23 protein-coding genes are annotated in these 23,389 nt (G+C 70.1%); 8 read left to right on the top strand and 15 right to left on the bottom strand.

Features of this window, described 5'->3' with window-relative positions:
- Positions 1 to 44: 44 nt before the first annotated feature.
- Positions 45 to 578, top strand: coding sequence for a G/U mismatch-specific DNA glycosylase (gene mug, locus AB0M01_RS28265; protein ID WP_363674715.1), 534 nt, complete (start codon positions 45 to 47; stop codon positions 576 to 578).
- On the opposite strand, the gene AB0M01_RS28260 is transcribed toward mug, so the two are convergent.
- Both AB0M01_RS28260 and AB0M01_RS28255 read right to left on the bottom strand, forming a co-directional pair.
- Entirely contained in the window at positions 556 to 1,269 is a 714-nt protein-coding gene (locus AB0M01_RS28260) for an alpha/beta hydrolase (RefSeq protein ID WP_363674713.1), read from the bottom strand. The two genes, mug and AB0M01_RS28260, sit on opposite strands and share 23 nt — an antisense overlap.
- 14 nt (positions 1,270 to 1,283) lie before the next feature.
- Complete coding sequence (locus tag AB0M01_RS28255; protein WP_363674711.1) at positions 1,284 to 2,213, bottom strand: alpha/beta hydrolase; 930 nt, start codon at positions 2,211 to 2,213, stop codon at positions 1,284 to 1,286.
- A 114-nt stretch (positions 2,214 to 2,327) separates the two neighbouring features.
- Between AB0M01_RS28255 and AB0M01_RS28250 the strand changes: the two genes are divergently transcribed.
- The 3 genes from AB0M01_RS28250 to AB0M01_RS28240 all read left to right on the top strand — a co-directional run bounded on the left by AB0M01_RS28250 (position 2,328) and on the right by AB0M01_RS28240 (position 7,351).
- Positions 2,328 to 2,903, top strand: a complete 576-nt coding sequence (locus tag AB0M01_RS28250; protein WP_363674709.1) for a TetR/AcrR family transcriptional regulator — start codon at positions 2,328 to 2,330, stop codon at positions 2,901 to 2,903.
- A gap of 96 nt (positions 2,904 to 2,999) precedes the next feature.
- A complete protein-coding gene (locus AB0M01_RS28245; protein ID WP_363674707.1) occupies positions 3,000 to 3,974 on the top strand; it encodes a small ribosomal subunit Rsm22 family protein in 975 nt (324 codons plus the stop codon).
- Positions 3,975 to 4,000: 26 nt separating this feature from the next.
- A complete protein-coding gene (locus tag AB0M01_RS28240; RefSeq protein WP_363674705.1) occupies positions 4,001 to 7,351 on the top strand; it encodes a hypothetical protein in 3,351 nt (1,116 codons plus the stop codon).
- 3 nt (positions 7,352 to 7,354) lie between these two features.
- Here AB0M01_RS28240 and AB0M01_RS28235 read toward each other — a convergent pair whose 3' ends face one another.
- A complete protein-coding gene (locus AB0M01_RS28235) occupies positions 7,355 to 8,326 on the bottom strand; it encodes an ATP-dependent DNA ligase (protein ID WP_363674703.1) in 972 nt (323 codons plus the stop codon).
- 54 nt (positions 8,327 to 8,380) lie between these two features.
- Here AB0M01_RS28235 and AB0M01_RS28230 point away from each other — a divergent pair, with 54 nt between their 5' ends.
- Together AB0M01_RS28230 and AB0M01_RS28225 are read left to right on the top strand one after the other, a co-directional pair.
- Positions 8,381 to 9,193 carry a DUF1028 domain-containing protein gene (locus AB0M01_RS28230; RefSeq protein WP_363674701.1) on the top strand — a complete coding sequence of 271 codons (813 nt, stop codon included), beginning with the start codon at positions 8,381 to 8,383 and terminating at the stop codon, positions 9,191 to 9,193.
- A 97-nt stretch (positions 9,194 to 9,290) separates the two neighbouring features.
- On the top strand, positions 9,291 to 9,815 hold the full coding sequence (locus AB0M01_RS28225) for a hypothetical protein (RefSeq protein ID WP_363674699.1): 525 nt from the start codon (positions 9,291 to 9,293) through the stop codon (positions 9,813 to 9,815).
- Between the two features lie 3 nt (positions 9,816 to 9,818).
- Here AB0M01_RS28225 and dusB read toward each other — a convergent pair whose 3' ends face one another.
- The 6 genes from dusB to AB0M01_RS28195 all read right to left on the bottom strand — a co-directional run bounded on the left by dusB (position 9,819) and on the right by AB0M01_RS28195 (position 14,706).
- Positions 9,819 to 10,940 carry a tRNA dihydrouridine synthase DusB gene (dusB, locus tag AB0M01_RS28220; protein ID WP_363674697.1) on the bottom strand — a complete coding sequence of 374 codons (1,122 nt, stop codon included), beginning with the start codon at positions 10,938 to 10,940 and terminating at the stop codon, positions 9,819 to 9,821.
- A gap of 3 nt (positions 10,941 to 10,943) precedes the next feature.
- Positions 10,944 to 11,600, bottom strand: a complete 657-nt coding sequence (locus AB0M01_RS28215; protein WP_363674695.1) for a hypothetical protein — start codon at positions 11,598 to 11,600, stop codon at positions 10,944 to 10,946.
- A gap of 2 nt (positions 11,601 to 11,602) precedes the next feature.
- The gene (locus tag AB0M01_RS28210; RefSeq protein WP_363674693.1) at positions 11,603 to 12,988 is read right to left on the bottom strand and encodes a glycine--tRNA ligase; all 1,386 of its coding nucleotides are present in this window, start codon (positions 12,986 to 12,988) and stop codon (positions 11,603 to 11,605) included.
- Between the two features lie 90 nt (positions 12,989 to 13,078).
- Positions 13,079 to 13,387 (bottom strand): antibiotic biosynthesis monooxygenase, encoded by a 309-nt coding sequence (locus AB0M01_RS28205; protein WP_363674691.1) that lies wholly within the window; start codon positions 13,385 to 13,387, stop codon positions 13,079 to 13,081.
- Positions 13,388 to 13,396: 9 nt separating this feature from the next.
- Positions 13,397 to 14,155 (bottom strand): hypothetical protein, encoded by a 759-nt coding sequence (locus tag AB0M01_RS28200; protein ID WP_363674689.1) that lies wholly within the window; start codon positions 14,153 to 14,155, stop codon positions 13,397 to 13,399.
- A 53-nt stretch (positions 14,156 to 14,208) separates the two neighbouring features.
- Entirely contained in the window at positions 14,209 to 14,706 is a 498-nt protein-coding gene (locus AB0M01_RS28195) for a hypothetical protein (protein ID WP_363674687.1), read from the bottom strand.
- A gap of 77 nt (positions 14,707 to 14,783) precedes the next feature.
- Here AB0M01_RS28195 and AB0M01_RS28190 point away from each other — a divergent pair, with 77 nt between their 5' ends.
- Positions 14,784 to 15,092 carry a DUF6703 family protein gene (locus AB0M01_RS28190; protein WP_363674685.1) on the top strand — a complete coding sequence of 103 codons (309 nt, stop codon included), beginning with the start codon at positions 14,784 to 14,786 and terminating at the stop codon, positions 15,090 to 15,092.
- Here the strand turns inward: AB0M01_RS28190 and AB0M01_RS28185 are convergent.
- From AB0M01_RS28185 to AB0M01_RS28175, 3 genes are all read right to left on the bottom strand, one after another.
- On the bottom strand, positions 15,089 to 15,667 hold the full coding sequence (locus tag AB0M01_RS28185) for a DUF305 domain-containing protein (RefSeq protein WP_363674683.1): 579 nt from the start codon (positions 15,665 to 15,667) through the stop codon (positions 15,089 to 15,091). The two genes, AB0M01_RS28190 and AB0M01_RS28185, sit on opposite strands and share 4 nt — an antisense overlap.
- 160 nt (positions 15,668 to 15,827) lie before the next feature.
- The gene (locus AB0M01_RS28180) at positions 15,828 to 17,090 is read right to left on the bottom strand and encodes a DUF1996 domain-containing protein (RefSeq protein ID WP_363674681.1); all 1,263 of its coding nucleotides are present in this window, start codon (positions 17,088 to 17,090) and stop codon (positions 15,828 to 15,830) included.
- A complete protein-coding gene (locus tag AB0M01_RS28175) occupies positions 17,087 to 18,823 on the bottom strand; it encodes a discoidin domain-containing protein (RefSeq protein WP_363674679.1) in 1,737 nt (578 codons plus the stop codon). Before AB0M01_RS28175 ends, AB0M01_RS28180 begins: the two co-directional genes overlap by 4 nt.
- Positions 18,824 to 19,036: 213 nt before the next feature.
- Between AB0M01_RS28175 and AB0M01_RS28170 the strand changes: the two genes are divergently transcribed.
- Positions 19,037 to 20,032, top strand: coding sequence for a LacI family DNA-binding transcriptional regulator (locus AB0M01_RS28170; RefSeq protein WP_363674677.1), 996 nt, complete (start codon positions 19,037 to 19,039; stop codon positions 20,030 to 20,032).
- Here AB0M01_RS28170 and AB0M01_RS28165 read toward each other — a convergent pair.
- The 3 genes from AB0M01_RS28165 to AB0M01_RS28155 are packed head-to-tail and all read right to left on the bottom strand — an operon-like array spanning position 20,024 to position 23,387.
- Positions 20,024 to 21,394, bottom strand: a complete 1,371-nt coding sequence (locus AB0M01_RS28165) for a nucleotide pyrophosphatase/phosphodiesterase family protein (protein ID WP_363674675.1) — start codon at positions 21,392 to 21,394, stop codon at positions 20,024 to 20,026. The two genes, AB0M01_RS28170 and AB0M01_RS28165, sit on opposite strands and share 9 nt — an antisense overlap.
- The gene (gene eboE, locus AB0M01_RS28160; RefSeq protein WP_363674673.1) at positions 21,391 to 22,539 is read right to left on the bottom strand and encodes a metabolite traffic protein EboE; all 1,149 of its coding nucleotides are present in this window, start codon (positions 22,537 to 22,539) and stop codon (positions 21,391 to 21,393) included. The genes AB0M01_RS28165 and eboE overlap by 4 nt, the downstream gene beginning before the upstream one ends.
- A complete protein-coding gene (locus AB0M01_RS28155) occupies positions 22,536 to 23,387 on the bottom strand; it encodes a TatD family hydrolase (RefSeq protein WP_363674671.1) in 852 nt (283 codons plus the stop codon). The genes eboE and AB0M01_RS28155 overlap by 4 nt, the downstream gene beginning before the upstream one ends.
- Between the last annotated feature and the right edge of the window lie 2 nt (positions 23,388 to 23,389).

Raw genomic sequence — 23,389 nt, 5'->3', positions numbered from 1 at the left:
ACCTCCGCTGCGTCAACCCTGAGTTGACGACCTAGGGTGGGCGCATGCAACCGCTCGACGACCTGGTCCGGCCCGGTCTGCGCGTCCTGTTCTGCGGGATCAACCCCGGGCTGGTGTCGGCCGAGACCGGCCACCACTTCGCCCGCCCCGGCAACCGGTTCTGGCCGGCGCTGCACCAGGCCGGTTTCACCCCGCGGGTGCTGAAACCGGCCGAGCAGGGCGAGCTGCTCGACCTCGGGCTCGGGATCACCAACGTCGTCGACCGGCCGTCGGCGCGCGCCGACGAGCTGACCAAGGCCGAGCTGCGGGCCGGCGGCGAGCAGCTGACCGCCAAGGTGCTCGACCTCGCGCCCGACTGGCTCGCGGTCGTCGGCGTCACGGCGTACCGGGACGCCTTCGCCGCCCCGAAGGCCGCGATGGGCCTCCAGGACCGCACGATCGGGCCCACCCGGGTCTGGATCCTGCCGAACCCGAGCGGGCTGAACGCGCACTACACGCTGCCGAAGCTCGCCCTCGTGTACGGCGAACTGCGGGCTGCCGCAGGTCTGCCGGACCTCAGCTCAGTGCCTTCAGAATGAAATCCGCGACCGCCTCGGGCTGCGAGACCGCGACCGAGTGCGAGCCCTCGACCTCGATCGTCGTCCCACCGGCCCGCTGGGCCATGAACCGCTCGGCGTCCGGGTGGATCGACTGGTCGTGCGTGGCGACCAGGTTCCAGGTCGGCAGCGTCTTCCAGCCCGGCTCGCCGGTGAACTCCTCCTCGAGCCCCTGCGCCGCGACAGGCCGCTGACTCGCCGCGAGCACCCGGCTGACCTCGATCGGCAGGTCCGCCGCGAACACGTCCGGGTACGCCGCCGGGTCGAGCCGCAGCTCGGTCGCCTCGGAGCCGTCCGGCAGCGGGAAGGTCGTCGGCCGGAGCGCCGCTCCGAACGGCGTCTCCGGGAACTTCGCGGAGATGCTCGCCGGGCTCTCGCCCGTGTCCGGCACGAACGCCGCGACATGGACGAGCCCGACCACGTTCTCCAGCTCCTGCGCCGCCTTGTTGATCACCGCGCCGCCGTACGAGTGACCGACCAGCAGCACCGGACCGTCGATCTGGCGGACCGCGCTCGCGACGTACGCGGCGTCGGGCGTCAGGCCACACAGCGGGTTCGGGACGGCGGTGACGGCGATCCCGACCTTCTGCAGGAAGTCGATCACGCCGTTCCAGCTGCCGCCGTCGGCGAACGCGCCGTGGACGAGAACGACGGTGGTGGTGCTTGCGGTCATCTCGGGAGGTCCTTTCAGGCCAGTGCGGAACGGAGGGTCCGGACGGCCAGGTCGATCGCGGCCGTCGCGGCGTGGGTGTCCCGCAACGCGTCCAACATGACGAAGTCGTGGATGATTCCGCCGAACCGCACCGCGGTCACGGCGACGCCGGCCGCGCGCAGCTTCTCGGCGTACGCCTCGCCCTCGTCGCGCAGGACGTCGGCCTCACCGGTGATCACCAGCGCGGTCGGCAGGCCCTGCAGTTGCTCGGTGGTCGCGCGCAGCGGGGACGCGGTGATCTGGTTCCGCTCGGCCTCGTCCTGCGTGTACTGGTCCCAGAACCACTTCATGCCGTCACGCTGGAGGAAGTAGCCCTCGGCAAACTCCTGGTACGACGCGGTGTCGAACGACGCGTCGGTGACCGGGTAGAACAGCACCTGCTGCTTGAACGTGAGGTCGCCGCGCTCCTTGGCGAGCAGCGTCACGGCCGCGGTCAGGTTGCCGCCGACCGAGTCGCCGGCGATCGCCAGCCTGGTCGCGTCCAGCCCCTTGCTCTTGCCGTCCGCAACGATCCAGCGGGCGACGGCGTACGCCTGCTCGAGAGCGTGCGGGTAGCGGACCTCGGGCGACAGGTCGTACTCCGGGAAGACGACGGCCGCACCGGCGCCGACGGCCAGCTCGCGGACCAGGCGGTCGTGGGTGTGCGCGTTGCCAAAGACCCAGCCGGCGCCGTGGATGTAGAGGATCACCGGCAGCTCGGCCGTCGTACCGGCCGGCTTGACGATGCGTGCCCTGGTGCCGTCGGCGACGGTGACCCACTCCTCGTCAACCGGGAGCTTCGGGTACTCAGTGGTCTGCACCTCGTCGACCAGCTTGCGACCCTCGGCCGGGTCGAGCTGGAACAGGAACGGCGGCTGCGCGGTCGCGTCGGCGAAGGCTTGGGCGGCGGGCTCCAGAACGGTCATCGGACTCTCCTCCTCGTCGGGAGAACGGGCGTTCTCTCGCGGTGCTGCTACTCTAGGAGAACGATGGTTCTCCGCGCAAGTGGGGTGCTCCGGATCACAGCGGGAGGCAGTGGGATGGCGATCGACACGGCGACCGCGCAACGGCAGGTGCTGGACGCGGCCGACGCGCTCTTCTACGAACGCGGCGTGCAGTCCGTCGGGATGGACGCGATCCGGACCGCGTCGGGAGTCTCGCTGAAGCGGCTGTACCAGCTGTTCCCGTCGAAGGACGCGCTGATCGAGGCGTATCTGCACCAGCGTGACCAGCAGTGGAAGACGATGCTCGCCGAGCACGTGGACGCGGCGACGGAGCCGCGGGAGAAGATCCTGGCGGTGTTCGACTTCCTGCACAGCTGGTTCACGCAGAAGGACTTCCGGGGGTGCGCGTTCATCAACTCGTTCGGTGAGCTGGGCGCGGTGTCGCCGAAGGTCGCCGAGCTGGCGCAGGAGCACAAGGCCGGCTTCCGCCAGGCGCTCGCCGATCTAGCTGCTGCCGCGGGTGCTGCAGACCCGCAGCAGCTCGCGGACCACCTGATCCTGCTGAGCGAGGGCGCGATCACCACGTCCGCGATCTCGGGCTCGGCCGCACCGGCCACGCGCGCACGGGAGGCCGCCGAGCTGCTGATGCAGCTCGCTCTGCCGGCCCGCTGATCGCTCCCGCCTTTCCCTCCCCCCGCAGCCTGTCCTGTCCTCACCCAGCCGGGGTCCGACTAGGATTTCTGGGTTCTTGTTCGACGGAGGATGACGATGGCTGACCTGCCGCACGACCTGCGGAGTGCACTCGACACCGCGCTCGCCAGCGTCCCCGCGGCGCAGCTCACCAGCACCTTCCAGCGGCTCAGCGCCCGCTACCGCGACGAGCACGCCGCGACCACCCCGATCATGGCGTCCCAGGCCGACGTGATCACCTACTCGGCGTACCGGATGCCCGCGACGTACGCCGCCGTCCGCTCAGCCCTCGAGCAGGCCGCGCTCCAGCTCCCCTCGTTCGAGCCTGGCAAGCACTTCGACATCGGCGGCGGCACCGGCTCGGCGGTCTGGGCGGCGACCGACGTCTGGCCGTCGCTGTCCAGCGTGACCGTGCTCGAGCAGGTCCCCGAAGCCATTGCCCTGGGCAAGAAGCTGATGGCCGGCGCCGAGTCGCCGGCGGTTCGGCGTACGAGCTGGACGACCGCGCGCCTCGACGCGTCCACCTTCGAGCAGGCCGACCTCGTCACCGTCTCGTACGTGCTCAGTGAGCTCTCCGAGAGCCAGCAGCGCGACCTGGTCGCCCAGCTCTCGGCCCAGCAAGGCCTGGTCGCCCTGATCGAGCCCGGTACCCCCGGCGGCTACGAGCGCATCGTCGCCGCCCGCGACCAGCTCCTCGCCGCCGGCCACAGCGTGATCGCCCCCTGCCCGCACGACCTCGCGTGCCCGATCCCGCGCGGCCGCGACTGGTGCCACTTCACCAGCCGCGTCAACCGCAGCGCGGTCCATCGCCGTACGAAGGGCGCGGAGCTCGGCTTCGAGGACGAGAAGTTCTCGTACGTCGTCACCAGCCCGACGCTGCGCGCGCACGCCGCCAACCGCGTGCTCCGCCACCCGCAGCAGCGCAAGGGCTTGGTCTCGCTCCGCCTGTGCGCGCGCGACGGCGAGCTGCGCGATGAGCTGGTCTCGAAACGGCAGGGTCCGCTGTACAAGACCGCCCGCAACACGGAGTACGGCGACCCCTGGCCGAGCTGACACCACCCATCGGCAGGATGTACGTCATGCGAGCCGCTGACCTGCTCCGGTCGATCGATGCCCTCCCGTACGCCGACCGCGTCCGCGCGATCGCCGACCAGGCGCTCCGCCTCCGCGGGACTCCCGAGCTCGACGAGCTCCTCAACGACCTCGCCGCAGGCCCCGCCGACCAGCGCGTCATCGGCCTCCACATCGCCCAGATCACCGGCGATGCGCAGTACGTCACCCGGCTCCTGCACGACCCCGAGCCCACGGTCCAGTCCCAAGCCCTCGCAGCAGTAGGCAACTGGCCTCGTCAAGCCACACAAAGAGTTTCTGATGACGAACTGCGCATCCTCCACGACGACGCCCCGGCCGCTCTCCGCCCGCGCTTGGTGCGCGTCATCCGCCGTACCAACCGCCAGCTCCTCGCCGCCCGCCTGATCGACGAGCAGCGCGACCGCTGGGGCGACCAGTACGCCGCCGCCCTGCTCGACAGCACCGACGACGCCACGGTCCGCCGCCTCCTCCCCGAGCTGGCCTACTGCCTCGCCGCCGGCCAGTGGGACCGCCTCACCCGCCGCCACCCCGAGCCGGTCCTCGACCACGCCACCGCGACGCTCCCCACCGGCCAGGACCGCGACGAGTGGTGGCAAGGCCTCGCCCACGGCCTGGCCGCCGCTCTCGACCACGACCCGACGAGGACCTTCACCCTCATCACCAAGGCGATCGCCCCCGACGCCCTCCCCTGGCCTGTCGTCCAGATCCTCGGCCGCCTCATCGACCACGACCCGGCCGGCGTCCTCGCCCTCCTCCTCGCCCCCGACCGCGCAGGTGCCCTCGGCAACGCCCTCACCCCCGCGGTCCGTCGCCGCCTGCACCGCTACACCGACGAAGACCTCACCGCCCTCGGCAACCACCTCTGGCCCAACCTCGCCACCCTCCTGACCGACCTCCCACCCTCCCGCCGAGCGACCGTCTTCACCGCCGTCACCTCCACCGTCGAGCTCCGCGAACTCCCGTCGGCCCTCCTCGACGTCCTCCCCCGAGCGACCCGCGCCGAGCAGGCGCGCCGGATGCTCACCCTCCCCGACATCGCCGAGGACGCGCACCGCCGCTGGCAGCTCACGGCGTACCTCCCGTACGACGAAGCGTTCGCCCTGCTAAGCCCGGAGATCTCCCGCCCGGAACCCGCCGACCGTGCCGCGATCTACCAAGCGGTCATCGCCTCAGCCGGACGGTCGCGCCGGGCGGACCTCATCCAGCAGGCCCTGGTCTGGGCAACCCGTGTCCGCAACGACCGCGACCCCGTTCGCCAGGTCGTCCTCGAAGCCGTCGCCGCGCTCCCGCCGTCGGCCTTCGACGACACCCTCGTCGAGCCGCTGCAGACCCTCCTCACCGACGCGCTCGAGGCCCGCGACACCTCCTGGCCAAGCCGCGCCGCCCTCACCGCCACCGCCCGTACGGCGGTCCACCAAGGGGCCCAGCGCAACCAGTCCGCGCTGCTCGCTTGGGGCCTGCAGGCGCACGCCGCGATCACCCAGAACCGCGGCACGATCGACCTCGACGGCATCATCGACGGGCTCCCGCGCGGCCGCGAAGCGGCGATCTACGAGGCGCTCAGCCCGTACCTGGAGAGCGCGGCCCGGCGTACGGACTTCGCGCTGCTCTTCGCCGTCACGAGCGCGTTCGACCGCCGCGGCTGGGACAACGAGCACCTGCAGGACCTGCTCGAGGTGGCGCTCTGGTCGAACCAGGAGTTCACCGTCGGCACCGCGGCGTCGTACTGGCTCCGCCCGCCCGCGACCCGCGCCGACCGCGTCGCCCGCATCCTCGCGCGCGACCCCGGCATGGCCCAGTGGGACGCCGTCTGGTCGGCCGTCAGCACGGACCGCACCGACCTGCTCGACACTGTGCTTGCCGATCCTGCGCGCAGCCGCCTCTTCGCCTCTCCCCACGCGCCCTGGCGCGTCAGCGGCTCGACTTTGCGGCGCTGGCTTCCCCGCCAGCACCGCCGGTACGCCGAGGTCGTGACGGCTGTCGCCGACAACGCCGACCTCGCCGAGTGGACCCGCGCCGAGACGATCCTGATGCTCGGGCAGCTCCCGGTGATCGGACCGTCAGCGGTCGAGCCCTACCTGCCCGACGCGGGCTCCATCCTCCTCCAGGAAGCAGCCCTCCGCGCGCTCTCCTGGTCGGATCAGCCCCAGCTCGCCCTCCCCACTCTGCTGAGGTACGCCGGCACCGACCGCGCCCGCGTCGCGATCTACGCGGCGACTCGCACCGCCCGCTTCGTGCGCCCGAGCACGCTGCCCGCGCTGCTGCATCCGGTGCTCACTGGTCCCAACCTGAAGGTCACCTCCCGCAAGGAGGCCGCTCGCCTCCTCGGCGAGCTGCGCGCACCCGGCGCTGCCGCCGTACTGACCGAGGCCTGGAGCGACGCCCACCGCGACGTCCGCGCCGCCATCACCAGCGCCGCGTCCCAGTACCTCCTGCACGAGCCGGCGAGCTGGGCACTCCTGCAGCAGGCAGTGCACGACAGCGCCGCGACAGCGACCGTGCTGACCCAGCGCACGCCGTACGGGCTCGCAACGAAGTACCGCTCCCGGTACGCCGACCTCCTGATCGCCGTCACCAACCGCCCCGAGCCAGAGGTCGTCCAGCCCGCGCTCCTCGCACTCCAGCGCTGGGCCCCTTGGAACACCGCCGTCGCTCCCGTCATCGCGGCCTTCATCACCGACCTCAGCTCCCGCTCCTGGTCCAGCGCCACCACCGCACTGGTCGGCGTCGTAGCAACCGCGCCCGACCGGGGCCTCGACGAGCTGGTCGGCTCGGTTCGCCTGCTGGTCCGTCTGGAGAACAACCCCCAGGTCCCCAACGCCCTCCCCGACCGTGACCATCCAGCGCTGCAGCGCCTGACCCGGCTGGTCGACCAGCTGACCAGAACGTTCTCCCGCCGCTCGGCCGAAGCCCGCCAGGCACTTCGCCCGATCGCCGACGAGCTGACCGACCCGCCGTACCTGCACCTGCGGCTGAAGCTCCTCGTCACCGCGCTCCAGTGGGCCGGGGCGACCATCCTCACCAACGACCTGAACGCCCTCCGCGCCGCCGTCGCGACCCGGCCCTTGGCCGCCGCGACCGCGGCCGACCTGCTCACCACCCGGCTCAGCACCGACCAAGCCCACTGGACCCCCGAGGATCTCGTTGCCCCCAGCATCGATTTGTCGACCCAGCGCGATCTCGCCGCCGCACTGTTCCTCAGGTCGCTGATCACCGCGGCCGGCCCCCGCTCCGGCTGGAACTCGACCTGGCGAGACCTGTTGATTGCCCTACGCAACCACCCGGACCCCGACGTCCGGCAGCAGTCCCTGGAGCTGATCACCGCCCCCGAGAACTGACCCCTACTCCTCCTCGGCCTCCCGCCGAGCCTTCGCCCGCCGCTTCCCCTCGTGCATCGCGACCACCCGCGCGATCGGGATCGCCCGCCCCTCCTCCAACAGATCCTCCGGCAACGCCTGCGGCGCCGGCAGCTCCTCGGCCCAGTGATCCGCCGACGCCAGCAACCCCGGCACCGTACGCACCGTGAAGTCCCCCGGCGAGACGTTGTCCAACTCGCCCCACCCGACCGGGAACGACACCGGCGTACCAGGCCGAATCCGCGGGCTGTACGCCGCGACGACCGTCGCGCCACCGACCCGCGTCGAGTCGACGAACACCTTCCCGCCCCGGTCCTCCTTGATGTACGCCGTCGTCGCGACGCTCGGGTCGATCCGCTCCGCCCGCGCCGCGATCGCGCGGGTCGCCGCAGCCGCGTCCTCGATCGACACCCGCTCGTCGATCGGCACGTACACGTGCACGCCCTTCGCCCCGCTCGTCTTCACCGCCCCCGCGAGCCCGGAGTCGGTCAGCGCCTGCCGCACCAGGTGCGCGGCCTGCACCGCCAGCCCGAACGTCCCGTCGCCTTCGGGCGGATCGAGGTCGAGCACCAGGTGCGTGACCCGGTCCCAGCGGTCGGCGCGCATCAGCGTCGGGTGGTACTCGACCGCCCGCTGGTTCGCGAACCACAGCAGCGTCCGCCGGTCGTCGCAGAGCGCGTACGAGACCTCTCGCTTGGACGCCTCGGCCCAGACCGTCACCGTCCTCACCCACTCGGGCGTGTACTTCGGCACGTTCTTCTGCATGAACGGCTGCTGCCGCGGCCGCACCCGCTTCACCGTCAACGGCCGCTCCCGCAGCTCGGGCAGGATCCGCTCGTGCACCGCGTCCAGGTAGTCGACCAGGTCCCGCTTGGTCGCCCCCGCGCCGTCGAACAACGGCTGGTCGAGGTTCGTCAGGTCGACCCCGTCGCGCGTCTCGTCCGGTGTGCTCGCCATGGAGTGAGCCTAGACTGCGTCCGGCCTATTGCTGACGTGAAAGGAACTCTCCGGATGACGTTCTCGATCGTGGCGTACGACGAACCGACGCAGTCCTGGGGAGTGGCTGTCGCCTCCAAGTTCCTCGCCGTCGGTGCGGTCGTCCCCTGGGGCCGCGCAGGTGCGGGCGCCGTCGCGACGCAAGCGTCGGCCAACCTGTCGTACGGCCCCGACGGCCTCGACCTGCTCGCGGAGGGCCTCTCCGCCGAGGAGGTGGTCTCCCGCCTGACCACCGCCGACGAGGGCCGCGACTCCCGCCAGCTCGGCGTCGTCGACAGCGCGGGTCGCAGCGCGACGTTCACCGGCCCGGAGTGCATGAACTGGGCCGGCGGCATCGCCGGCGAACATTTCGCCGCCCAGGGAAACATCCTCACAGGCCCCGAGGTAGTCCAAGCAATGGCCGACAGTTGGCTGACCAAATCTGAAGAGTCTTTCGCACACCGCTTGGTCCACGCACTCTCGGCCGGCGATCAGGCCGGCGGCGACAGCCGCGGTCGCCAAGGCGCGGCCCTCCGCGTCTGGCGCGCGGGTGCGGCGTACGGTGGTCAGCTCGACATCGCGATCGACCTCCGCGTCGACGACCACCGCGCCCCCGTCGAGGAGCTCGCCCGCCTGCTCGCCCTGCACGACCTGTACTTCGGCAAGCCCGACCCCGCCGACCTCCTCCCCCTCGAAGGCTCCCTGCTCGCCGAGGTCACCCAGCATCTGAACCGCCTCGGCTTCACCGACCTCGACACCTGGGCCGGCACCGAGAACTTCGAGGAACGCCTCGTCCCCGGCCGGCTCGACCCGCTGATCCTCGACCAGCTCCGCAATTCGTTGCCATAAACAACCTTTTGCCAACCGCAACGATGCCGAGATCAACCATCCCCGGGCCGCGGACGTCGTACAGGGCAACACCACCACTACGGGGAGAACAACCACCATGCTGAAGTCCGCTGTCCTGGTCACCGGCTGCACGCTGACCGCCCTCGCGCTCACCGCCTGCGGCGGCTCCGACCCGAAGGCCACCAACGCCGCCGCGACCCCGACTCCGACTGCGTCCACCCTCGGCCCCGACGGCTACGGCAAACTGAAGCTCGGCATGACCGTCGACCAGGCCAAGGCCACCGGCGAGCTCGGCACCAAGAAGTCCGGCGACAACTGCGAGGGCTACGACCTGAAGTCCCACCCGACCGACGCCGACACCGTCGGCGTCTACTTCTCCAAGGCCCACGGCCTGGTCGTCATCTTCGCCAAGGACACCATGGCCACCCCCGAAGGCATCAAGCTCGGCTCCACCGTCGACCAACTGAAGACCGCCTACCCCAAAGCCGCCACCTCAGAGAACGGCATCACAGTCGACGTCCCCGGCAGCACCACGGCCTATTACACCGCCGGCACCACCGAAGACACCAAGTCCATCGCCGAACTCGGCCTCTCCACCAAGAACCAGGACTGCTTCGGCTGACGGTCAGCCGCCTGATACACCGATCTCGGCGTCCGCCAGGTCGGTGTTCAGGCCGTTGGTGTCGTCTAGCCAGCCGTGGGGTAGGACGACGTGGTCTCGTGGGGAGCCCTGGCGGCCTCGGGGGGCGCCTAGTTCGGCTACGGGGAAGGGGGCGGAGGGGTCGAGTTGGGTCAACAGGTCGTCCAGGTGGGTGAGGGAGTCGACCATGCCGAGGGCGGCGCGGAGTTCGCCGCCGGCGGGGAAGCCTTTCAGGTACCAGGGGACGTGTTTGCGGAAGTCGCGGAGGCCTCGTTGTTCGCCCATCAGGGCGGCGAGGAGTTCGCCGTGGCGGCGCATGACCGTGGTGACCTCGCCGAGGGTGGGGAGGTTGAGGGCCTCTCCGCCGGCGAAGGCGACGGCCAGGTCGCGGAAGAGCCAGGGGCGGCCGAGGCAGCCGCGGCCGACGATGACGCCGGCGCAGCCGGTTTCGGCGACCATGCGGAGCGCGTCGGAGGCCTCCCAGATGTCGCCGTTGCCGAGGACGGGGATGTTCACGTGCTCGACGAGTTCGGCGATCTTCGTCCAGTCGGCCTGGCCGGAGTACGCCTGGGCCGCGGTGCGGCCGTGCAGGCCGATCGCGGCCGCGCCGGACTCCTCGGCGATCCGGCCGGCGTCCAGGTAGGTCTGGTGCGCGGAGTCGATCCCGATCCGGGTCTTCATCGTCACCGGTACGTCGTACGGCGTGGCCGCCTTGACCGCCGACTGCAGGATCGCGCCGAGCAGGTTCCGCTTCCACGGCAGCGCGGCGCCGCCGCCCTTGCGGGTCACCTTCGGGACCGGGCAGCCGAAGTTCAGGTCGACGTGGGCGACGCCGTACTCGGAGCACAGCAGCTCGACCGCGCGGCCGACGTACACCGGGTCGACGCCGTACAGCTGCACCGAACGCACCGTCTCGCGCTCGTCGAAGGTCAGCATGTCGAGCGACTTCGGGTCACCCTCGACGATGCCGCGCGACGTGATCATCTCGCACACGTACAGCCCGGCGCCCTGCTCGGCGCACAGCCGCCGGTACGCCGCGTTGGTGATCCCGGCCATCGGCGCGAGCACGACGGGGGTGTCGATGGTGAGGTTGCCGAGCTTGAGCATCAGTTACGCCTTGGCCACCAGGACCTGGCCGTTGCCGGAGATCTGGGCACGGTAGGGCTGCACCGCGTTCTCCACGGTGGTCACGTCGCAGGCGATCCCCTGCGCGGTGTGCTTGACGACGGTCACGTCATCCATTGTGCAGGTCACCTTCGCGGCACCCGACGCCGCCCGCTGCACGGCGTCCACGACCTTCGGCTTCACGATCGCCACCGACTCCGAGGTGAACTTGTACGACGCGCTGTACTGCTCGGCGTCCACGGTGAGCTGACCGGTGAAGGTCTTGCCCGCGTAGTTCACCGTGCAGGTGAGCGTGTGGTTGCCCGGCTTGTCGGCGTTCTCGATGCCCGGGCAGGTCACCTTGGTGCTCGCGGCGCGACCGGCGGCGACCTGGACCTGCTTGGCGATCGCGAACCGGATCCGGTTCGCCAGCGGGGCGTCGGCGTCCGGCGTACCGGTGACCTTCGGCGTCGGCCAGGGCTTGGAGGGCGTCGGCAGCGGGGTCAGCGAGGGTGTCGACGCGGTGGGGATGGGCGCGCTGGAGGGACCGGACGACGGCGCGGACGGCGGCGGCGTACCGTCCGCACTCGGCGCCGGGTCGTCGGAACACCCGGCCAGCAACAGCACAGCGGCGGCAGCGACACCCATCACCCGGACCAACATGCTCAGCAACCCACCAGACGCTGGGCCAGGTACCCGGTGACCTCGGTCAGGGCGACCCGCTCCTGCTTCATCGAGTCCCGCTCGCGGATCGTCACCGCGTGGTCCTCGAGGGTGTCGAAGTCGACGGTGATGCAGTACGGCGTACCGATCTCGTCCTGGCGGCGGTAGCGGCGCCCGATCGCACCCGCGTCGTCGAAGTCGACGTTCCAGGCCTGGCGCAGCTCGGCGGCCAGGTCCTTCGCCTTCGGAGACAGGTCAGCATTGCGCGACAGCGGCAGGACGGCCGCCTTGACCGGCGCGAGCCGCGGGTCGAAGCGCAGCACGGTGCGCTTGTCGACGCCGCCCTTGGCGTTCGGCGCCTCGTCCTCGGTGTACGCGTCAAGCAGGAAGGCCAGCACGTTCCGGGTCAGGCCGGCGGCCGGCTCGATCACGTACGGCGTCCAGCGCTCGCCCTTCTCCTGGTCGAAGTACGACAGGTCGGCGCCGGAGTGCTTGGAGTGCGTCGACAGGTCGAAGTCGGTCCGGTTCGCGATGCCCTCGAGCTCGTCGAAGTCCTTGCCGCCGAAGTTGAACTTGTACTCGATGTCGACCGTGCGCTTGCTGTAGTGGCTGAGCTTCTCCTTCGGGTGCTCGTAGAAGCGCATGTTGTCGGGGTTCAGCCCGAGGCCGGTGTACCAGTCCCAGCGGGTCTTCAGCCAGTACTCGTGCCAGTCCTCGTCTGAGCCCGGCGCGACGAAGAACTCCATCTCCATCTGCTCGAACTCGCGGGTCCGGAAGATGAAGTTGCCCGGGGTGATCTCGTTGCGGAAGCTCTTGCCGACCTGCGCGATCCCGAACGGCGGCTTCTTGCGCGCCGTACCCATCACGTTCGCGAAGTTGATGAAGATGCCCTGGGCGGTCTCCGGGCGCAGGTAGTGCAGCCCTTCCTCGGACTCGACCGGGCCGAGGTAGGTCTTGAGCAGCCCGTTGAACATCCGCGGCTCGGTGAAGGTGCCCTTGTTCCCGCAGTTCGGGCAGGCGATCTCGTCGAGCTTGACGTCGTCGGCGTCCTTGTTCTTGCGCCGCGCGTAGTCCTCGCGCAGGTGGTCGTCGCGGAACCGCTTGTGGCAGGACTGGCACTCGGTCAGCGGGTCGACGAACTCCGACAGGTGCCCGGAGGCCTCCCAGACCTTGGTCGGCAGGATCACCGACGAGTCCAGGCCGACGACGTCGTCACGGCTGGTCACCATCGCGCGCCACCACTGGTTGCGGACGTTGTTCTTCAGCTCGATCCCGAGCGGTCCGTAGTCCCACGCCGACCGGGTGCCGCCGTAGATCTCGCCGCACGGGTAGACGAAGCCCCGGCGCTTGCTGAGGCTGACGACGGCATCGACGGTATCCACGGGCACTTTTCGACTCCAGTAATGACACAGGTGGTGGAACGGAAGGGTCCAGGCTAACGGGCCGGGGTCCTCCGCGTCGCATCCGCAAGGTACCTGCTACGGCAGCTGCCCGAGCCCACCGAACGCGTCCTCCAGCGACTCGTACGCCGTCGGCTCGTCGATCGCCTCCGACAGCAACGGCACCGCCACCATCTTCACCTCGTACGGCGACAGCGCACGCCGGTAGCTCCCGACGTTCAGCCATTCCATGTTCAACGCCAGCAGCTCCGGATCGTCCACGTTCCGCCCGGTGCGCGCGGCCACGAAGCCTTTCTGGCGCCCCAACACCTCGACGGCAGCCGCCAGCCTTTCGGCGAACTCCAGCTGAGCGCTTTCGGGCACGCGGAACCTGATCACGACGAACACCTGGTCAGCCTAAGCGGTCCGCTCTCCACCTCGGACCGGCCACCCGGTCGCGCCGCGGACACTCGGTGATCCAGCGATGCCTGGTCGAGGTTGCTCTCGCGCACTGGTACCAGGTCGCGTCGCTGCGCTGATCGACGATCTCCGCACCGAGGACGACGACCTAGGGTTCGCGCTCCGGCCGGCCCCCGCAGGTGGCTCGCGACCACGCGCGGCCGACACCCCGCCGAGCAACCGCGAGGAACTGAGCGGTCGCTGACCGGCCCAGGCGTGGGCGATCGCGCGCTTGGCGTCGAGCTCGGCCTCCCGCTCGTCCCGGCTGCGCCGTACACCCGGCTCCCGATCACCGAAGCGGTCCAACCCCGGTTGCCGGTCGAACGGGTGTCGTGCGAGCCGTGCACAGACGTGGGCATAGGCGTCCGCCGATCCGCGGCGAGGCCTGACCGCCAGCAGCTCACGCTGCGGCCGGCCACCCGGTGCGGCCGGGCCGATCTCGCGGAACACCAACCGGTAGTCCGCCTTCGGCGCGCGGCCCGAGTGCACGTACGCCGTGACGCAGTCCCGCAGATCCCCCTTGCCCGGCTCGTAGCCGAGACAGTGGTGCCCGTCGGTCCGTCCCTCGGCGAGCTGCTTGACCAGGCCCACGACCACGACCTGCAGGCGAGACCCAGTACGCCGATCCTCGTCCGTCAGCCGCCGCAGATCCTGCGCGAACTCCGGCGTCACCAGAAGCTCGTACCCCGAAGGCGGCCGCCCGAGGTCGATCGCCATGGTCTCGCCGGCTGACGCTGCCGGGTATCCGACCCCTGCTTGGCCAAGACCGTTCACGGCGACTCACGGTCCTCACGGCGGAGACGGGCCAGTTCCTCTACAGCTTCCGGGCCCATCAGTTCGGCGATCTCGTCCATGGACATAGCGCTGCTGGTCGGCAACGGCTCAGTCGCGTACGTGCGCTCGGTCGGGTCATCAACCACCCCCGCCGGAGGCTGGTCGTCGCCTCGGAGGGTTCTGTACGCAGTAGTGGAGACAAGCACCGCCTCGGCCCGCCCGTCCTCACCCCACAGGACGGCGGTATCGGGGTGAGCCTGAAGCGATTGAAGGACAGCGGGTAAGTGAGCAGCCAAGTCGTCGACGCTCAACGGCTCGTCGTTCGCTTGGAGCTTCGACTCGCCGTCGAGGTCTTCGAACTCGTCGTGGGTGAGGACGACCGCCTCCGGCACCCCGTCGCCGATGCTGAAGGCACGCGTCCGGCCCGCGCGGAAGCGGGTGAGGACGTCGGGGAGGTCGGCGCGGAAGGTGGCTGGGGAGGGGAGGTCGGTCATGCAGAGAAAGTATCTGTTCGGGTGCGGTGGGGGCGGGAGTTTTCCACAGGGGTGGTGGGTGCTGGAACAATGGGCCCATGAGCTCCTCCAGCAGTCAGCCGGTCAGTTCGCTTCGGCAGCGGGTGACGAAGGCCAGTTACCCGTTCGTGGCGAAGCTGCATGCGATGCCGAAGCTGACGTTGCCGGGGATCACCTTGGTGCTGGCGCTGGTCGGAGTGTTCGCTCCGGTTCCGGCGGCGGTGCCCGCGTTGATTCTGCTGGCGTTGCTGCTGAGCTGGCTCGGGTTCCTGTCGTGGCCGGTGGTGACGACAGGTCAGCGAGCGATCCGTGTGTTCGCGGTACTGGTGATCCTGCTGTTCGCCGTGTCGCGGATCGCCGGTAGTTAACCCAAAGCGGCCAGCTGCTTCAGCTGCGCCGCTCGCCCGGTGATGATCTTCTGGGCGAGCTTCTTGCCTTCGGGGTTCTTGCCGGCGGTGCCGATGCTCTGCGCGAGGATCACCGTCTGCTGCAGGTGCTCCTTGAGGTTCTTGCCGAAGTCCTGGTCGAAGGCCGGGCCGGAGAGCTTGCCGAGGGCATCGATCTCGGGCTCGGTCATCATGCCGGGCATGTCGTGCCCCTCGTGCGGGTTACGCACCGGGAGCCGCGAGCGGGTCCGCAAGGCGTTGAACTGCGCGACCTCCGCGCGATGCCCGGCGGCGACCTGTCCCGCGAACGCCCGTACGGCGGGGCTCCCGGCCGAAGCAGCCAGGTCCAGAACGCGCAGCAGCTGGTCGTCCATCGGGATCATCAGCTCGATCCAGGCCAGGTCCGTGGCGTTGAACGACGGGTCGATGTCCCACTCGGTCTCGGTGACCGTCGGCGTAGGAGCAGCAACTGAAGCCGAAGGACCAGGGGCGGCAGCCACCGACGACCCGCAACCGGCGAGAACGACGAGCAGCACAGCACAAGCGAGAGCCTTCATCGCAAAGCTCCTCCGGGGGGCGGCGGTGGCACAGAGCGTGCTGGGAAGCGTACAGACAGTGCCGGGAGAAATACAGAGGGAGTTGTCGAAAAAGAGGCCGGGCGGGTCCTGGGACGGGGAACCCGCCCGGCAGTCAGCGGATCACGGGCAAGTCAGCGGATCACGGGTGCCCGTTGGCCCCGCACTTGATGATCGGGCGGATGCAGTCGTTGACGCGCCGTGCCATCTCCCCCACCGGCCAGGCGTTGAAGAAGTCACCGTGCATCGTGAAGCCACCACCCGAGGCCAGCCGGAAGCCGGCCGTCGGCCCGTTCACCGGGTACCGGAGCACCTGCCGCAGCTTCGGCACCGGCACCGGGTGGGTCGCCGGGCAGTCCCCGTTGACCGGGTAGGACATGTGGCTCTTGTGGTCCGGCGAGTCCAGGTCGCGCCCGTTCCAGCACTGCGGGAAGTCCAGGTACGACTCCAGCATCGACCCGGCCGGGCAGTTGATGAAGTCGTGCCCGGCCCCGGCGTCACCGGCGTGCAGGCAGGACCAGCGCGAGATCGTGTTGTCGCTCGGCCCGGTCGCCTTCGCGTTGCCGGCCACGATCCGCAGCCCGAACGGCAGCGGCTGGGTGCGTGCGATCACGTCGTCGCGCACGCCCTCACCGAGGTAGTAGAAGGTCGTCCCGGTCGGTTCGACCGGCTGGTTGTTCACGTACAGCGTGGGCACCCAGTACGACGACTTGTCCTCCGCCGGGTTGCACGACGTCGGCGAGTTCACCAGGTCGTCCACGGTGGTGTTCGCGTTCGTCACGGTCGCACCGAAGAAGCTGTGCATGTGCGACGCACCCGGCAGGTTGGGGAACACGATCGGGTCGTCGGGCAGCCGGTGCGTGTACGGGCAGTCCGCGAGGAACTCGGCGACCCGCACGATCGGCCCGCCGGCCGGCGTCCCGCCGTACACCTGGAACTCGAACAGCGACGCGCCCCACTGGGTCGCGCGCTGCGTGACGAGCACCCGCACGTACCGGCCGGTGCCGGTGACGGTCAGGTTCTGCTCGCCGCCGGTGCCGTTGGCCTCGCTGTGCACGGTCGCCCAGCTCGACGCGTCGGCCGAGGTCTGGATCGAGAAGCCCCGCGCGTACGCCGCCTCCCACTTGAGCACGACCCGGTTGAAGGTCTGGCTCGACCCCAGGTCGACCTGCAGCCACTGGTTGTCCGCGAACCCGGATGCCCAGCGCGTCCCGCCGTCACCGTCGACGGCGGCAGCGGCCGGGAAGGCGCCGCTCTCGACCGACGACGCGACGACCGGACGCCCCTGCGACAGCAGCGTTTCCGCTGCCGCCGCCGGACGACTCACGACGACCACGTACGCCCCGAGTAGGGCCAGCAAGCTCGTGAACAGAGCACCGAGCCGGAAACCCCGACGCGCGGTCACCTGTACACCCGCACGTAGTCGACCAGCATCCGCGCCGGGAACGGGGTCTGCGCGTTCGGCGGACCGGGGAAGTCGCCCCCGACGGCCAGGTTGAGGATCAAGTAGAACGGGTGGTCGAAGATCCACGGCCCGCGGGTCGCCTCGAGCTGGGCCTTGTCGACGACGAACACCGTGGTCCCGTCGACCTGGTAGGTGATCGACGTGCTGTTCCAGTGCATCGTCCAGGTGTGGAAGTCGTTCGAGAAGTCGGCGCCACCGGGCAGCCCGTACGTCCCTCCGTACCCACCGGCACCGTTGTACGCCGGAGCGTGCAGCGTCGAGTAGCCCTTGGTGGTCTCGCGGCCGAGGATCTCGACGATGTCGATCTCACCGTTGTACGGCCAGGGGCGACCGGTCAGGAAGTCGGCGCCCATCATCCAGAACGCCGGCCACAGCCCGTTGCCCTTGGGCACCTTGATCCGGGCCTCGACCTTGCCGTACGTCGTACTGAACTTGCCGCCGCTGTTCATCCGCGCCGACGTGTACTGGCACGTTCCGCTGCCGGTGACCGGGTCGATCGGGCAGGCCGATCCGGGCGTCACCTCACGCCGCGCCTCGAGCACCAGGTGGCCCTGGCCGTCCATCTGGGTGTTGTTGTGGTTGGTGTAGACCTGCAGCTCGTTGTTCTGGCCGGTGCCCGGGTCGGCGGACCACTTCGCGGCGTCCGGCTTGGCGCCGGCTGCGCCGTTGAACTCGTCGGACCAGATCAGCTGCGGGTTCGGCGACGGGTCGGCGGGCGGGGTCGGCGGCGTGTTCGGCGCGCCCCCGGTGCCGTAGACCTGGAACTCCCACAGCGAGTACCCGTACGGCGTGTTGCGCTGCGTGCCGTACATCCGGACGTAGCGCCCGGTGCCGGTGATGTTCAGCGTCTCCTTGAAACCGGGCCCGTTGGTGGTCCCGTAGATCTTGGTCCAGTTCACGTTGTCGTTCGAGGTCTGCACCTCGTAGGACTTGGCCGAGGCCGGGTCCCACTGCAGCACGACCTTGTCGATCTGCGCGGTGGCGCCGAGGTCGACCGAGATCCAGCCCGGGTCGACCCAGCCGGAGTCGGTCGCGGTCGCCCAGCGGCTGGCCGGGTCGAGGTCGAACGCGCGGGCCGGCGTGCACTCCCAGCAGTTCGGGTCGTGCTGCTGGGTCGAGGCCGCGCCGGTCTTGCCGTACGACAGCAGCTTGCTAGTCGGGCCGGGGCCGGGACCGCCACCAGTGGTCCCGAACACCTTGAACTCCCACAGCGAGACACCCCACTGGGTGGCGCGCGCAGTGCTGTACAGCCGGACGTAGCGGCCGTTGCCGTTGACATCCAGCGTCTGGTTGCCACCGGCACCGGTCGTGGTGCTGTAGACCTGCGCCCAGTTGTTGCCGTCGGCCGAGGTCTCGATCCGGAAGCCGGTCGAGTACGCCGCCTCCCAGCTGAGCGCGACCTGGCTGATGGTGGCGGACTGGCCGAGGTCGACCTGGATCCACTGCGGGTCGCCGAACGCGCTCGACCAGCGGGTGCCGGGGTCGCCGTCGACAGCGGCGGAGGCGGGGAAGGCGACGTTCTCGGCGGACGACGCGGTGACGGTCTTGCCTTGGGACAGCAGTGGGTCGGCGGCCTCGGCGGGCGGCGCGACCAGGAGTGCGGCGACGAAACTGGCGGCGAGTGCGGCCAGTGCAGCGACTTTGAGACGCGACGGTCTCCGGGACAAGCGCATGGGCATCTCCAGGGGCGGGCAGGAGGGTCGGGGAACGTTCCCCGAGTCTGAGAGTTGCGTGCTGAGGGAACGGTGTCAAGAGTTCACGGTGATCGAGCCAGTACGGCGCGCAGCCGCTTGACAGGCCTCCGGGCGGCCGGGATGCTCGTGCGTGGGAACGCTCCCCGGTGCTGACTCGGGGCACCGAAGAACGCCTGACCCGGAGGGGGTGCCGTGCGACGACCCACGCTGCACGCCGTCGCGGCCCGGGCCGGGGTGTCGAAGTCGAGCGTGTCCCGGGTGATCAACGGCGAGCCGAGTGTCGCGCCGGAGATCCGGCAGATCGTGATGGCCGCGGTCACCGAGCTCGGCTACGTGCCGAACGGCGCCGCCCGCAACCTGGTCACCCAGAAGACCAACACGATCGCGATCATCGTCTCCGATCCTCCGGCCGGCCTGGTCTCCGACGACCCGATGTTCGCGATGGTCGTCCGCGCCGCGAGCCGCGCCTTGGAGGCCGCGGGCAAGCAGGTTTCGCTGGTGCTGGCCGGGTCCGACGAGAGCCGTCAGCGCGTCGAGCAGTACCTGGCCGCCGGGCACGTCGACGGCGCGATGCTGGTCTCGATGGACGGCGCCGACCCGTTGCCCGCCGTCCTGGCGCGGACCGGGCTGCCGATCGTCTCGCACGGGCGGCTGGCGACGCCGGGGCTGATGCCGTGGGTCGACAACGACAACCTCGGCGGCGCGACCAAGGCCGTGCAGCACCTGCTCGACCAGGGCCGGCAGCGGATCGCGACGATCTCCGGCCCGCTGGACATGACCGCGGCGCAGGACCGGCTGACGGCGTACCGGGAGACGCTGAAGGACACCGGGCGGCGCTCGATCGTTGCCCTCGGCGACTTCACCCGGATCTCCGGCGCCGAGGCGATGCGGCAACTCCTGGCCGACGATCCCCAGCTGGACGCGGTGTTCGCGGCCAACGACCTGATGGCGATCGGTGCCCTGCGCACCGTGCGCGAAGCCGGCCGACGGGTGCCGGACGACGTCGCGGTGATCGGCTTCGACGACATCGAGGCCGCGCTCTACACGGCCCCCGCGCTGACCACCGTGCGCAGCCCGATGGGCGAGCAGGCGGCGCAGACGACGCGCCTCCTGCTCGACCTGATCGCCCACGGGACTGCCGACTCGGTCACGCTGCCGACGGAGATCGTGGTCCGCGAGTCAGCCTAAGTCCGCTGCTTTCAGCAACAGATTCTTCACGTCAACAGCAGCGACCGGCCCCTCACCGTCCACCAGCTCCGGGTCGCTGCTCAGGAACACCGGCCCGTCCTCAGACGACGCCGGCAGCCGCCCGTGCGACCCGCGCACGATCGACGGGTCCAGCGGCACCACCGACATCGCGTACCGCAGCCCGAGCTTCTTCTTCACCAGGTACGACGCCGCCCGCGGCTTCACGAACCGGTCGGCCGGGTCGAAGAACAGCTCCGCCGGGTCGTACCCGGGCTTGCGATGGATCTCCACACCGCGCGCGAAGTCCGGCGCCCGCGCGTCGTCCAGCCAGTAGTAGTAGGTGAACCAGGCGTCGGGCTCAGCCACGACGACCAGCTCTCCCGACCGCTCGTGGTCGAGCCCGTAGCGCTTCTTGCCCTCGGCATCGAGCACCTCGGCGACGCCCGGGATCCCGGCGAGCAGCTTGCCGACGGCCTCGAGATCCGCCGGATCCTTCACGTAGACGTGAGCGATCTGGTGGTCGGCGACAGCGAACGCCCGCGAGGTCCACGGATCCAGGTACTCCATCCCGTCCTGCGTGTGCACCTCCAGCAGTCCCTCGGCCCGCAGCACCCGGTTCACGTCCACCGGCCGCGCGACGTCGGTGATCCCGTACTCCGACAGCACGATCACCGTCGCGCCGCGCGCCTCCGCGTCGTCCAGCAACGGCGCCAGGACGGCGTCCAGCTCGATCGCGGCCCGGTCGGCCTCGACCGACGACGCGCCGTACCGCTGCAGGTCGTAGTCGAGATGCGGAACGTACGTGAGCAGCAGGTCGGGATTGTCCTCGGCAAGGACCTGCCGCGAGGCGGCAACGATCCAGCGGCTCGACTTGATACTTGCGGTCGGCCCCCAGTAGTTGAACAGCGGGAAGTCGCCGAGCTTTGCGGTGAGCCGGTCGTGCAGCTCGACCGGCCGCGTGTAGCAGTCCGGCGCCTTGCGCCCGTCGGCGTAGTAGATCGGCCGCGGCGTCACCAGTAGGTCCGTCTCCGCGCCCATCGCGTACCACCAGCACACGTTCGCCACCTTGTACGCCGGGTTGCCGCGCCGCGCGACATCCCACACCTTCTCGCCCTGCACCAGCCGGTTGTGCTGCCGCCACAGGAACACCTCGCCGAGGTCCCGGAAGTACCAGCCATTGCCGACGACACCGTGTTCGGACGGCATCGCGCCGGTCAGGAACGTCGCTTGCGCCGAGCAAGTGACCGCCGGCAGCACGGTCTCCAGGTTCCTGGCCAACGGCAATGATCTCAACCGCGGCATCTTTCGGAGCAACCGAGGCGTCAATCCGACAACATCCAGAACGACTACCTGCTTGGTCATTTGACCTCCTCCAGGCCCAAAGCAACGATCCGGTCGCGCAGCCAGGCCAACTCGGCAGCGATGCCTTCGGCAAGTTCTTGCTGGTTCGTCGGTCCGTTGGGCAGCACCGACCAGGTGTAGGTCTCGGACTCCAGGTGCTGCGTCAGCGGGTGCGCGCCGCCGACCAGATGCCGCAGGGAGTCCTCCAACACGTCCGTCGTACTCGTCAGTGGCGCGCGCGGCGCAGCGTGGACGGGCACGTGGAAGTGGACCCGCCACGGCGCATGCCCGGACAGCTGGTCGATCGAGTCCAGGTTGTCGACGCCCGGGCCGCCCCACTCGCGGGTCTGGTGCAGGAACTTCGGCTCCGCGAACTCGTCGAGCAGCCTTCGCGCTTCGGCGTCGCCAGGGTCGGGGACGTGCAGCGCCGCCGACACCTGGCTCTTCACGACCTCGACACCGGCCGCGTCCAGCGTCGCGAACGTCGCGCCCGGGTCCTCGAACTGGACCGCCAGGTGACAGGTGTCCAGGCACAGCCCGATCCGCGCCGGACCGGCGTACGGGGTGAGCCAGTGGGTGGCCTGCGGGACCATCTCGAGCACGCAGCCCGGTTCGGGCTCGACGGCGACGCGGATCCGGCGGCCGGTGTTGGTCTCGACCTGCGCGAGCCGGACCTGGACCCGGTCGAACGCCGCCCGCGCGAGCGCGTCCTGCTCGCGCGACCACGGGTGCCGCCAGGCCAGCGGCAGCGTCGAGATCGAACCGTACGCCGCGTCGCGCGGCATCAGCTTGGCCAGCACCTCGATCAGGTCGAGGGTGTAGCGCAGCCGCTCGGGCTCGGTCCAGTCGGGTTTGTAGACCTTCTTGCCGACGACGCGGTCGTGGAACCCGGCGTACGGGAAGCCGTTCAGCGTGACCACCTCGAGGCCGTTGCGGTCCAGGGCGCGGCGCAGGCGGTTGAGCGCGACCAGTGAGTTCGCGAGCCGGTCGGCGAGGCTGTGCGCGAGCCAGAGCCCGACGCCGAGCACCGGGACGCCGAGCTCCTTGCGGACCAGCGACGCGCAGCCGTCGAGCTGGGCGATCACGCCTTCGAGGTCCTCGGCCGGGTGGACGTTCGTGCAGTACGCGAGGTGGACGAGCGAGCCGTCGGGGTGCCGGAACCTCATGCGCGGGCTCCCCGCAGGATCGAGTTGCCCGCGAACGTGTCGGCGGTCGCCGTACCGGTCAGGTCGAGGCGGCCGGACTGGCCGTAGAACGCGACCGGGTTGCGCCACAGCACCTGGTCGACGTCGTCGTCGGTGAAGCCGGCCGCGAGCATCGCCTGCCCGGTCGCGTAGGTGCGCAGCGGGTCCGACTTGCCCCAGTCGGCGGCGGAGTTGACCAGGATCCGCTCGGTGCCGAACTGCTGCAGGATGACGACCATCCGGTCCGGGTCCATCTTGGTGTCGGGGTAGATCGAGAAGCCCATCCAGCAGCCGGAGTCGGCGACCTCCTTCACGGTCACCTCGTTCAGGTGGTCGACGACCACGCGCTCGGCCGGTACGCCGGACTCGCGGACGACGGCGAGCGTTCGCGTCGTACCGGCTGCCTTGTCGCGGTGCGGGGTGTGCACGAGAACCGGCAGGTCGAAGCGCTTGGCCAGCTCCAGCTGGGTCGCGAAGACCTCGTCCTCCTCCGGCGTCATCGAGTCGTAGCCGACCTCGCCGACCGCGACGACACCGTCCTTCGCGAGGTACCGGGGCAGCACGTCGAGCACCTCGCGGCAGCGCGGGTCGTTGGCCTCCTTCGGGTTCAGCGCGATCGTGCAGTGGTGCCTGATCCCGTACTGCGACGCCCGGAACGGCTCCCAGCCGATCAGCGCGTCGAAGTAGTCGACGAACGAGCCGACGCTGGTCCGCGGCTGCCCGAGCCAGAACGCGGGCTCGACCAGGGCCCGGACGCCGTGCGCGGCGAGCGCCGCGTAGTCGTCGGTGGTCCGGGACGTCATATGGATGTGCGGATCGAAGATGCGCATGG

Source organism: Kribbella sp. NPDC051770 (assembly GCF_040681455.1).
Classification (GTDB): Bacteria; Actinomycetota; Actinomycetes; order Propionibacteriales; family Kribbellaceae; genus Kribbella.
The sequence above is the reverse complement of the archived record's forward strand: the minus strand, read 5'-3'. Positions and strand labels throughout refer to the sequence as shown.